Here is an 11,321-nt window from a genome sequence, read left to right as displayed (position 1 = left end):
GTGAGTGACGTGCAAATGCCGGGTCTGGATGGACTGGGTTTGCTGCGCCACTTGCGGGCGACGCATGGGGCAAGTCTGCCCCTCGTGTTGATCACCGGCCATGGCGACATACCGCTGGCAGTGGAGGCGATGAAGGCTGGAGCCGTCGACTTCCTGGAAAAGCCCTTCGAGCCGGATAGGATTCTGGCAGCCGTCGAGGCGGCATATCGCGTGCAATCGAACGCTGTAGACGAGATGACGCGGGCTGAAGCGGCACGGGCGCAATTGGCGAGGCTGACGCCGCGCGAGGCCGAGGTATTCGAAGGACTCATTGCCGGCAATTCGAACAAGGAGATTGCCGCGAAGCTCGGATTGAGTCCGCGCACCGTCGAGTTTCATCGCGCGCACATCATGGACAAGACCGGCATGGGCAGCCTGCCCGAACTGGTCCGGCTTTGGGTATCGGCTCGGCAGGCGAGCAGTATCAATTAGAGGACAGCGGGGTTCGTGCGATGGCTGTGGAGCGCCAGGTCACGGGGACGGTCCTGCCCTTTGGGCGTCGATGCGGCGAAGCTCGCGGCGCATGATCTTGCCGGTGGTGGTGAGCGGCAGCTCGGCCACGAACTCGATCTCGCGCGGGTATTCGTGGGCGGAGAGCCTCGTCTTCACGAAGCTGGCGAGGTCGGCCTTCAGGGACTCGGTGGCGGCCATCTCGGGACGGAGCTGGACGAAGGCCTTGACGATCTCGGTTCGTACCGGGTCGGGCACGCCGACGACGCCCACCATGGCGACGGCGGGATGCCTCATCAGGCATTCCTCGATCTCGCCCGGGCCGATGCGGTAGCCGCCCGACGTGATCACGTCGTCGTCGCGGCTCTTGAAGAACACGTAGCCTTGCTCGTCCATGCGGCCGAGATCGCCGGTCAGCAGCCAGTCGCCGGCAAACTTGGCCGCTGTCGCCTCGGGGTTGCGCCAGTACTCCAGCATGACGATCGGATCGTGACGCCAGCCCGCGATCTGGCCCTCCTCGCCGGTCGGCAAAACGGCGCCTTTGCCGTCGACGATAGCGACCTTGCGGCCGGGGCAGGGGCGCCCGCAGGATCCGGGGCGCACCTCGAACCAGTCGGGCGAATTGAGCAGCATCAGGTTCATCTCGGTCTGGCCGTAGCCTTCCGATATCGTCGTGCCGAAGGTGGCGCGTCCCCAGTCCAGCAGCTCCTCGCCCATGGCCTCGCCGCCGGTGCTGACGGCACGCAGGTCGTAGCGCCAGCGTTCGCGCGGCCTGGCCACTTGGCGCATCATCTTGAGCGCCGTCGGCGGAATGAAGCCGACGCCGATCTTGTGCTTCTCCAGGAGCGCGAAGGCGCGCTCGGGATCGAACTTGGCGAAGCGGTGGGCGACGACCGGCGTGGCGTAGAACCAGGCCGGGAACAGGGCGTCGTACAGTCCGGCGATCCAGGCCCACTCGGCCGGCGTCCACATGACCTCGTTGCCGCGCGGCCAATGACTCAGCCACTGCTCGACTGGCGGCACCGAGCCCAGCATCATGCGATGGGCGTGCAGCGCACCCTTCGGCTGGCCGGTCGTCCCGGACGTGTAAATCAAGAGCGCCGGATCCTCGGCCAGCGTGTCGACCGTCTCGAAACTGTCGGAGGCGGCGGCCAGCAGATGGTCCCAGTCGAAGAAGGCCGCTCCGTCGGCGCCGGCGCCGATCACGATCAGCGTCTCGAGGCGCGGCAGGCGATCGCGCACGGCCAGCACCTTGGGCAGCTGCGTCACGTCGGTGACCAGCGCCGAGGCGTCGGCATTCGACAGTCGGTATTCGAGAGCCTCCTCGCCGAACAGGGTGAAGAGCGGCAAGACGACCGCCCCCATGCGGTAGCCGGCGAGATGGCAGATCGCGAGCTCGGCGCCCTGGCTGAGAAAGACGCCCACCCGGTCGCCGCGGCCGATGCCCTTCGCTTTCAGGGCGTTGGCGAGGCGCGAACTGGCAGCCAGGAGCTGGCCGAACGTCCAGTTGCGCACGCTGCCGTCGGCATTCTCGACGATCAGCGCCAGTGCCTCGGACGGATGGCGTTCGCAGACGGCCCGACCGATGTTGAAACGCTCGGGGCGCGGCCAGCGGAACAGCCGCATTGCTTCTTCGTAGGGGACGCCGTGCGGGATCATGCGGGCGGCACTCTAGAGCACATCCCGTCCGGCTGTAATCAGTCGGACGGGATGAAGGTGGAAAGGGCGGGTCGGTCATGACCTGCACCCTGATCCACAGCACGCCGCGCGCCGCTGCAACCCGCCGCGCAAATGAGAACCAGGCGTCGTGAATCGGCTACACCGGTCAGAAGCACGAGAATGGCCGCTGACCCCGCTTCCTGCTCCTTGTCGTGTTCCAATTCGCTGGGCTCGGCCTGCCGTTGCTCAGCGGCCGCACTGTGGCTCGCCGGAAAAAGTGAAGGGCCACCGCGGGGGATGAGACGGCGGCCCTTCGGGGACGCGGAACGATCACTCTGGAAGGCCCCGCGCTGTCGGTACCAGATTGGCAACGTGCGGAGCGGAGAAAAGGACCGTGATCAATCGATGTCGTCGGGATAAAGCCTGCCGCGCCACCGCGAACACCCCGCCCATTGGCACTTCAGTGTGAACAGCAACGTCGCCGAGTAACGGCATGTGCGACCTGCCAAATGTTGCCAGTCGCAGCGATCATGGAGTAGCCGGTCGCGTTTCCGGGCCGCGAGAACCGGCGAATCGCCAGGAGTGGAGACCATCGGGCGACACGACAGGAGCAGACGTGCCGCCGTCGCAAGAACCGGTCCCCCCGCACTTGGGTCCCTCGGCGACTAAAGCCCGATGGCTGAAACCAACCATGTCGGTCCTCGTCGTGACGCGCCTTGAGGCAGGTCAACCCGCCAAGAAGGAAGCGCCACTTGTCCGGAAAGGCGGCCCTCGCTCGGCTCGAGCGGAATGCGCGAAACGAAGCCGCCAAAGTCGGAGTGAATTGACAAGACTGCGTCGTCGCCTTTTTCCTGGTGCCGCCGACGGTCCGCAAACGGACGGGAACCTGGCCAGGCGGGGTTCGTTGGTTTCCCTGAGGCCAGTCGGAAAACATTCCCATGTCACCGCTGGCGGCGGAGCCCGTGGTTGGCATCCCCGCAGAGCCACGGGCTCCTCTTTTTGCGGCAAATGATCGGCGCATTCAGGGTCAGAGTTTAGTCCATGTCCAGGCCCCACCCCAAGCTGGACGCCCCCGCGGGGCGAAGCACGGCAACCGACCCCCTCAGCTCCGGCTACTGGCGAAGACGCGCGGAGGACGCTCGGCTGACGGCACACGAGAGTGAGGGCGCCGATACGGAAGCCTCGATGCTGGCTATCGCCCGCATGTACGACGAGCTCGCAGATCGAGCGAAAGCGCGCGAGAGCGGTCGTCAGCCCGACAATGTGCAGGAAGTGTAAGCCGACCGTCGCCGGCAAACGTCACATCCACTCGGCAACGACGTCAGGCCGCGACTGCGCGTCGTCCGCGGACCATCGCGGACCAATGGTCCGCGGCCCACTTCGGCCCCGGCATTCATCGGCAGGTGACCCCTTCGCAAACGCGGAGGCGGACCATGCGACATCAACGTCTTCCGCTCCAGGGCATGTGGACGGATCGCTGCCGGCTCGTCTGGACCCTCGGCGTGGGGCGGGGGTACTCTGAGGCATGGCTCCCGACGACCATTCCCACGCGCCCGCAGGGCGCGGCCATTCCTACGCGCCGGCGGCGCGCGGCAAGGCCAACCTGGCTGGCGTAACCATCGTACCCTCGGTGTGTCCGCACGACTGCACCAGCACCTGTGCGCTCGATGTCGAACGCCTCGACAGCAGGCGCATCGGCCGGGTGCGCGGCTCGATGCGCAACGACTACACGGCCGGCGTCATCTGCGAGAAGGTCGCGCGCTATGCCGAGCGCATCCATCATCCCGACCGGCTGGTGAAGCCGCTGCGCCGGGTCGGCCCCAAGGGCTCGCGCCAGTTCGCCGAGATCTCGTGGACGGACGCGCTCGACATCGTGGCCGAGCAGTTCATCGCCAAGGCGCGCCGGCACGGCACGGAGACCGTCTGGCCGTACTATTATGCCGGCACGATGGGCCTGGTGCAGCGCGACGGCATCAACCGGCTGTGCCACGTCATGAAGTACTCGCGCTACTTCTCGACGATCTGCGTGACGCTGGCGGATACCGGCTGGATCGCTGGGGTGGGGGCCAAGCGCGGCGCCGACGTGCGCGAGGTCGACCACCATTCCGACCTGGTCGTGATCTGGGGCGGCAATCCGGTCAACACCCAGGTCAACGTCATGACCCACGCCATGCGCGCCAAGAAGCGCGGCGCGACCCTAGTGGTGGTCGATCCCTACCGCACTGGTACAGCCGAGCAGGCCGACATCCATCTGGCGGTACGCCCGGGCACCGACGGCGCGCTGGCCGTCGCGGTGATGCACGTCCTGTTCAAGGAAGGGTTCGCCGACTGGGACTATCTGCGCCGCTACACGGATGCGCCGGAGGAGCTGGCCGCTCATGTCGCGCAGCGCCCACCGGAGTGGGCCGCGGCAATCACTGGGCTTTCGGTCGACCAGATCGTCTCGTTCGCGCGGCTCTACGGGCGGACCAAGGCCTCCTTCATCCGCTGCCATCACGGCTTCAGCCGCAGCCGCAACGGCGCGGTCAACATGCATGCCGTCGCCAGCCTGGCGGCCGTTACCGGCGCCTGGCAGCACAAGGGCGGTGGCGCGCTTTACGGCCATACCGGCATGTATCCCCTGAAGCGGAGCCTGATCGAGGGGCTGGATGCCGTCGATCCCTCGATCCGCGATCTCGACCAGTCGCGCCTGGGGCCGATCCTGACCGGCGACCGCGAGGCCCTCAAGAACGGGTCGCCGGTAACGGCGATGCTGATCCAGAACACCAATCCGGCCATGGTCTGCCCGGAGCTCGAGCTGGTGCACAAGGGCTTTGCGCGCGAGGACCTGTTCACCTGCGTGCACGAGCAGTTCCTGACCGAGACGGCATCCTTCGCCGACATCGTGCTGCCGGCGACGATGTTCCTCGAGCACGACGATTTCTACACGGCGAGCGGGCACACCTTCTTCCAGGTGACCAAGGCGGTGATCGAGCCGCCCGGCGAGTGCCGCGAGAACCACTGGGTGATTTCCGAGCTCGCCAAGCGCCTGGGGGCCAGGCATCGCGGTTTCGACATGAGCGTCTGGGAGATCATGGACGAGACGCTGCGCGTGTCGGGCATGTGGGATGCCGAGACCAACTGGCAGAAGGGCGGGCAGGATTTCCATCTCGGCTTCGAGACGTCGCACTTCCTCGACGGCTTCCCGTGGCCGGACAAGAAGTTCCGCTTCAAGCCGGACTGGGCGGCCTACGGTCCGCGCGGCAGGGAGATGCCGGTCCTGCCCGACCATTTCGACGTGATCGACAATCCGACACCCGACAAGCCGTTCCGCATGGTCGCAGCGCCGGCGCGCACCTTCCTCAACTCGACCTTCACCGAGACGCCGAGCAGCCAGAAGCGCGAGGTGCGGCCGACGGTGATGATGAATCCCGACGATTGCCAGGCGCTGGGCTTCGTCGAGGGCGACCGGCTCGAGATCGGCAACGATCGCGGCAAGACCATCGTCCATTGCAGGCCGAAGGCGGGCCAGCAATGCGGCGTGGTGATCGTCGAGGGCGTCTGGCCCAATCGCAACTTCGAGACGGGGATCGGCATCAACGCCCTGACCTCGGCCGATCCCGGCTGGCCGAACGGCGGGGCGGTGTTCCACGATACTGCTGTCTGGATTCGCAGACCCGCATGACAATGACGGAATTTCAGCCTGCGCCCAACCCGAGCATCACGCAGGCGCAGTCGGCGCCGGTCGCCGATCGCGCGCACGTGCTGGTGATCGGCAACGAGAAGGGTGGATCGGGCAAGTCGACGACGGCATTGCACATTGCCGTGGCCCTGCTGAACGATGGCGCGCGCGTCGCCACCTTCGATCTCGACGCGCGACAGGGCACGTTCGGCCGCTACCTCGAGAACCGCGCCGCCTACGCCCGGCGCAAGGGCGTCGAGCTGCCGATGCCGATCCACGCGGCAGTACCGATCTCGACCCTGCCCGATCGCGCGGAAGCGCAGGCCGACGAGCGCGGCCGCTTCGAGGCGGCCCTGGAGCCGGTGATCGACAGCGTGGATTTTGCGATCATCGACACGCCGGGCAGCGATACCTACCTGTCGCGGCTCGCGCATACCTGGGCGGACACGCTGCTGACGCCGCTGAACGACAGCTTCATCGATCTCGACCTGCTGGCGCGCATCGACCCCGACACGCTCAAGATCGTGCGGCCGTCGATCTATGCCGAGGCGGTGTGGAAGCAGCGCCAGCTGCGCGCCGTGCAGGGCGGCCGGCCGGTCGACTGGGTGGTGATGCGCAATCGCCTGTCGTCGCTGGCCGCGCGCAACAAGCGCGACATGAGCACGGTGCTCGATGCGCTGGCCAAGCGCATCGGCTTTCGCGTCGCCGCGGGCCTCAGCGAGCGCGTGATCTACAAGGAGCTGTTCCTGAATGGGCTCACCCTGCTCGACCTCAAGCGCGGCGGCAGCGGCCCGTCGCTGACCCTGAGTCACGTTGCGGCCCGCCAGGAGGTGCGTGACCTGGTGTCGGCGCTCAACCTGCCACGGCGAGCTGCGGACGCGCCATCGGACGTGCCCGCGACAGAACCAGCCACAGAAGACCAGCAAGCTGCAGAATGAACAGGGCGCCGAACGCCCAGGTGTAGCCGTCGGCGGCGTAGCCGGTGGCCGTGCGCGGCCACAGGTCGACGATCCTGCCGATTGCCCATTGGCCGGCGAAGATCACGGTGAAGACCACCAGGTTGCTCGAGGTGGTGACCCGACCGGCGTAATGGGTGGGGAAGGCCGCCACCATCAGCGGCATGTACTGGATGGGGCAGGCGCCCAGGAAGCCGAACAGCAGCCAGGCCAGCACGGGCTCGAACGACGGCAGGAATGCGAGCCAGCCGCACACCAGGGCGAACAGCACGCTGGTGAGGCCGGCCGAGCCGAACCCGCTGATGCCGACGCGGCGCAAGGCGCCGGCGATGACGCCGCTCATGGCAAACCCGATCGTGGTCGCGGCCGCGGTGTAGAGCTGGATGTCGGCGCGCAAATCGTCGTCGGTAATGCAGCCGACGTCGCGCAGCCACGGACCGATCCACAACGAGATGCAGCCGATGAAGGCGAGCTGCTGGACCGCCAGCAGGGGCTGGATGCGCCAGTAGAACCCGTTGGTCAGCACCGTGCCGGTGATACGGAACTGATCGCGCAAGGTCGCCCCGGAGTCGGTTGCGCTGCCGTGCGTGGCGCCGCGCTCGGGTACGACGAACAGCAGGATCGCCGACGTGGCGAGGCATAAGCCCGCCAGCCAGAAGAACAGGCCCTGCCAGGTGATCACCGAGAGCGACCATTGAACCGGCAGCGTCGCCGCCATGGAGCCCAGCCCGCCGGTCATCATGTGGAAGCCGGTGATCAGGCCCCAGCGATGTGGCGGGTACCACAACGTGATCGCCTTGATGGCGGCCATCAGCCCGCCGGCGAAGCCCAGCCCGATCAGCACGCGCGCGAGGATCAGCTCGCCGAGCGAGACGCTCAGGCCGAACAGCGCCGAGCCCAGCGCCGCCAGCGCCAGCAGCACGACCTGCACCTTGCGCGGCCCGTAGCGATCGAGCATGACGCCCAGCACCGGCTGGCAGCCGGCGAAGAACAGGAAGAAGGCCGAGGTCAAGAGGCCGAGATCGCCCGCGGTGATGCCGATGTCGCGCTCGAGGTACGGGAAGATGACCGCGTTCACGCCGCGGAAGATGTAGGACAGGAAGTAGGCCAGCGCGAACGGCAGGAAGACCCGCAGCAGCAGCGTGGCGAAAGTCGGGGCGTTTGCGGTCATGTCTTGCTTTGCCAACGAGCTTATCGGCCGCTGCCCGCGGGGTCAAAGCGAGTGCGCTTTCATTCTCCTCCCCAAGCGGAGCTTGGGGAGGTGTCGCCGTCATACGGCGACGGAGGGGTCATGATTCACGCGGACCGCGGGCGTCCCGCCCGCTCAAGAATCATGACCATGACGATGAGCGGGGGGGACGCCCGCGGTCTGGAAGGCCATGACCCCTCCGTCGCCGTAAGACGGCGACACCTCCCCAGCAAAGCCGGGAGGAGACTGACAGCCTCACGGCTTCGCGTTCGCACCCTCGCATTCGCATCACCTGCACGTGATGACCTCGTGTGCCATCCGCCAGCAGGCCGCCGCACGTAAAGCTGGGCAGAGCAGGCGACATGCCATGCTCCTAGCCAACGCCCGGAGGATTTTATGTCTCGTTCGATCGATCTGCGCCGTCGCGGCCTGTTGCGCGCGTCCGGCGTCACGCTGTTGTCGGCATCGGCGGTCGCGCTGCTGGCCGGCGAGGAAAAGGTCGCCCTGGCCCAAACCGGCGCCGCCGGCGACATCGGCATCCTGAACGTCGCGCTCGCGCTCGAGCACGAGGCGATCAGCGCCTATCAGCTTGGCGCGCAGAGCGGGCTCTTGCAGAAGCCGGTGCTCGACGTCGCCATCCTGTTCCAGTCGCATCACAAGGAACATCGCGATGCGCTTGTCGCCACGATCCGCAAGCTCGGCGGCACGCCGGTGGCGGCCAAGAGCGACGCCGAGGTGGCGAAAGCCCTGAACGCCGCGGCGCTCAAGACCCAGACCGACGTACTGAAGCTCGCGCAGAGGCTCGAGAAGGGCGCGGCCAACGCCTATGTCGGCGTCATCCCGTCGTTCAACGACCGCACGCTGGCGCAGATCTCGGCGCGACTTGGCGAGGACGAGACCATGCACTGGACGGCGCTGACCGGCGCGCTCCAGCAGCCGCTGCCGGCCAAGGCGCTGAGCTTCGGCGCCTGATCATGCACCGCGGCCATTCGCTCCTGGCGATGGCGCTCCTGTTGGCCGCGGCGGATCACGCCGCCGCGGCCGACGCCGCACACGGCCAGGAGCTCTACGAATCGCGTTGCGGCGGGTGCCACTCGCTCGATGCCAACCGGGTCGGCCCGGCGCATCGCGGCGTCTACGGCCGCAAGGCGGGCAGCGCGCCGAACTTCAACTACTCGACGGCGGTCAAAGGCTCGACCGTGGTGTGGGAGGAGAAGACGCTCGACGCCTGGCTCACCAACCCGCAGGCCCTGATCCCCGGCCAGCGCATGAACTTCCGCGTCGCCACCGCCGAGGACCGCGCCGACATCATCGCCTACCTGCGCAAGGAGTCGGGGAAGTGAACGGTTCATGCGCTGGGAGCGCGCCAATCATAGGCGCCAACCTTGCCAAAAGATCGCGTCATGCGCTGGGAGCGCGCCACTCCGATGGCGCTCTTCTTGGCGATTACACATCCCCTGAGCGCCATCGGAGTGGCGCGCTCCCAGCAAAGAGGCGCGTCGATGGGCAAAGTTGGCGCCTATGAGCGCGCCACTCCAGTGGCCCACATCTTGCCGATCACACATCCCATGAGCGCCATCGGAGTGGCGTGCTCCCAGCAATGAATCACACCACCATCGCGCCGATCAGCGCTGCGGTCAGAAACATCGATACTGAAAGCAACGGCAGCGCGCCCATCCAGCGTATGCCGAGCGGCAAGGCGTCCCAGTAGCGCAGCGTCGGGACGGCGGTCCACAGCGCGACTAGAACGCCCAGCACCCAGAACAGCAGGGCGAGCGGCGTCGCGATGTTGACCTGGTCCTCGGTCGCCTGGGCGATGCCGAAACCGACCGCGGCCGGCGGCAGCGAGGCCGCGAACAGGGCGACCGCCCAGATCGCCCGGTTGCGGATGCGCTGGCTGGTACCGAACGGCGGCGACCGCCCGCTCACCTCAGCCCTTGAAGTGGCCTTCCGACTTGAGATCGGCCAAGGTCGCGTCCAGCGCCTGGCGCAGGCGGCCGAACAGGTCGGCGAGCTCGCTCTCGTTGATGATCAAAGGCGGGCAGATCGCGACGCGGTCGCCCATGTTGCGGATGAACAGGCCGCGCGCCACGGCGTGGTTGTAGACGCGGTTGCCCGCACCGACCGTCGCCATGTCGAACGGGGCCTTGGTCTTCTTGTCGGCGACGACTTCCAGCGCGCCCACCATGCCGACGCTCATCGCCTCGCCGACCAGCGGATGATCGGCGAAGGACTGGATGTGCTTGGCGAAGGCCGGGCTCATGCGCCTGGCATGGCCGAACAGGTCGATCTCGTCATAAATCTTCTGCGCTTCCAGCGCGACGGCAGCCGCCACCGGATGGCCCGAATAGGTGAAGCCGTGGCCCCACACGCCGATCTTGTTGCTCTCGTCCGCCAGCGCCTGGTAGACCTTGTCGTTCACCATTACCGCCGAGATCGGCAGGAACGAGGCCGACAGCGCCTTGGCGCAGGTCAGGATGTCCGGCTTGATGTTCATGGTCTGGCTGCCCCAGACGTTGCCCGTCCGGCCGAAGCCGCAGATCACCTCGTCGGCGACGAACAGCATGTCGTATTTGCGGCACACCGCCTGGATCTTCTCGTAGTAGCCCTTGGGCGGCACGATCACGCCGCCCGCGCCCATCACCGGCTCGCAGATCATCGCGGCGACATGGTCGGCGCCGCCTTCCTTGACGATCAGCGCCTCGAGTTCCTCGGCGCAGCGCGTGGTGAACTGGTCCTCGGTCTCGCCGGACTGGGCGCCGCGGTAGTAGTGCGGCGTCGTGGTGTGGATGATGCCCGCAATCGGCAAGTCGAACGAGCGATGGTTGTTGGGCAGGCCGGTGAGGCTGCCGGACGCCACGGTGATGCCGTGATAGCCCTTGAGCCGCGACACGATCTTCTTCTTGTTCGGCCGGCCCAGCGCATTGTTCATGTACCACACCATCTTCACGACGGTGTCGTTGGCCTCCGAGCCCGAGTTGGCGAAGAACACCTTCGACATCTCGACCGGCGCCATCTGCTTCAGCTTCTCGGCGAGGTTGATGGCCGGCTCGTGGGAGCGTTGGTTGAAGGCATGGTAGAACGGCAGCTGCTTCATCTGCTCGTAGGCCACCGTGGCCAGGCGCTCGTTGCTGAAGCCCAGCGCCGCCGACCACAGGCCGGCCATGCCCTCGATGTACTCCTTGCCGTCGTCGTCGGTGACGTAGATGCCGCGGCCGCGCACGATGGTGAGCGGGCCGGTCTCCTCGTGCTTCTTGAAGTTGGTGTACGGGTGCAGATGGTGCGCAATGTCGCGGGCGGCGTTGGAATTGCCGCGGAAGCTGCGAGAAACGTCGTTCATGGAGGCACCCTGTTAATGCGACATAGG

Annotated in this window: 9 protein-coding genes; 5 read left to right on the top strand and 4 right to left on the bottom strand. The window is 66.9% G+C overall.

The window, feature by feature from the left end:
• Window positions 1-471 (top strand): response regulator transcription factor (locus tag AB7O82_RS32735; protein WP_428555905.1); only part of this gene is annotated, 471 nt, incomplete at its 5' end.
• A gap of 39 nt (window positions 472-510) precedes the next feature.
• On the opposite strand, the gene AB7O82_RS32730 is transcribed toward AB7O82_RS32735, so the two are convergent.
• Window positions 511-2,148, bottom strand: coding sequence for an AMP-binding protein (locus AB7O82_RS32730; RefSeq protein ID WP_428555907.1), 1,638 nt, complete (start codon window positions 2,146-2,148; stop codon window positions 511-513).
• 1,525 nt (window positions 2,149-3,673) lie between these two features.
• On the opposite strand from AB7O82_RS32730, the gene AB7O82_RS32725 reads away from it, so the two are divergent.
• Both AB7O82_RS32725 and AB7O82_RS32720 read left to right on the top strand, forming a co-directional pair.
• The gene (locus AB7O82_RS32725; protein WP_428621264.1) at window positions 3,674-5,812 is read left to right on the top strand and encodes a molybdopterin oxidoreductase family protein; all 2,139 of its coding nucleotides are present in this window, start codon (window positions 3,674-3,676) and stop codon (window positions 5,810-5,812) included.
• Complete coding sequence (locus AB7O82_RS32720; RefSeq protein WP_428555688.1) at window positions 5,809-6,747, top strand: division plane positioning ATPase MipZ; 939 nt, start codon at window positions 5,809-5,811, stop codon at window positions 6,745-6,747. Before AB7O82_RS32725 ends, AB7O82_RS32720 begins: the two co-directional genes overlap by 4 nt.
• Here the strand turns inward: AB7O82_RS32720 and AB7O82_RS32715 are convergent.
• Window positions 6,662-7,936, bottom strand: coding sequence for an MFS transporter (locus AB7O82_RS32715; protein ID WP_428555690.1), 1,275 nt, complete (start codon window positions 7,934-7,936; stop codon window positions 6,662-6,664). The genes AB7O82_RS32720 and AB7O82_RS32715 overlap by 86 nt on opposite strands.
• Window positions 7,937-8,350: 414 nt before the next feature.
• On the opposite strand from AB7O82_RS32715, the gene AB7O82_RS32710 reads away from it, so the two are divergent.
• Both AB7O82_RS32710 and AB7O82_RS32705 read left to right on the top strand, forming a co-directional pair.
• Window positions 8,351-8,926 carry a ferritin-like domain-containing protein gene (locus AB7O82_RS32710; RefSeq protein ID WP_428621263.1) on the top strand — a complete coding sequence of 192 codons (576 nt, stop codon included), beginning with the start codon at window positions 8,351-8,353 and terminating at the stop codon, window positions 8,924-8,926.
• Window positions 8,927-8,928: 2 nt separating this feature from the next.
• A complete protein-coding gene (locus AB7O82_RS32705) occupies window positions 8,929-9,297 on the top strand; it encodes a c-type cytochrome (protein ID WP_428621262.1) in 369 nt (122 codons plus the stop codon).
• Between the two features lie 262 nt (window positions 9,298-9,559).
• Here the strand turns inward: AB7O82_RS32705 and AB7O82_RS32700 are convergent, their stop codons facing one another.
• Both AB7O82_RS32700 and AB7O82_RS32695 read right to left on the bottom strand, forming a co-directional pair.
• Window positions 9,560-9,883 carry a hypothetical protein gene (locus AB7O82_RS32700; RefSeq protein ID WP_428621260.1) on the bottom strand — a complete coding sequence of 108 codons (324 nt, stop codon included), beginning with the start codon at window positions 9,881-9,883 and terminating at the stop codon, window positions 9,560-9,562.
• Between the two features lies 1 nt (window position 9,884).
• Window positions 9,885-11,294 (bottom strand): aspartate aminotransferase family protein, encoded by a 1,410-nt coding sequence (locus AB7O82_RS32695; protein ID WP_428621258.1) that lies wholly within the window; start codon window positions 11,292-11,294, stop codon window positions 9,885-9,887.
• Window positions 11,295-11,321: the final 27 nt, after the last annotated feature.

Source organism: Reyranella sp. (assembly GCF_050185545.1).
Taxonomy (GTDB): Bacteria; Pseudomonadota; Alphaproteobacteria; order Reyranellales; family Reyranellaceae; genus Reyranella.
Note: the sequence above shows the minus strand (reverse complement) of the source record. Positions and strands in the feature narration are given on the sequence as shown.

Coding starts and splice junctions, on each gene's coding strand:
- AB7O82_RS32730 (WP_428555907.1), bottom strand. CDS start 2,148: ATGATCCCGCACGGCGTCCCCTACGAAGAAGCAATGCGGCTGTTCCGC.
- AB7O82_RS32725 (WP_428621264.1), top strand. CDS start 3,674: ATGGCTCCCGACGACCATTCCCACGCGCCCGCAGGGCGCGGCCATTCC.
- AB7O82_RS32720 (WP_428555688.1), top strand. CDS start 5,809: ATGACAATGACGGAATTTCAGCCTGCGCCCAACCCGAGCATCACGCAG.
- AB7O82_RS32715 (WP_428555690.1), bottom strand. CDS start 7,936: ATGACCGCAAACGCCCCGACTTTCGCCACGCTGCTGCTGCGGGTCTTC.
- AB7O82_RS32710 (WP_428621263.1), top strand. CDS start 8,351: ATGTCTCGTTCGATCGATCTGCGCCGTCGCGGCCTGTTGCGCGCGTCC.
- AB7O82_RS32705 (WP_428621262.1), top strand. CDS start 8,929: ATGCACCGCGGCCATTCGCTCCTGGCGATGGCGCTCCTGTTGGCCGCG.
- AB7O82_RS32695 (WP_428621258.1), bottom strand. CDS start 11,294: ATGAACGACGTTTCTCGCAGCTTCCGCGGCAATTCCAACGCCGCCCGC.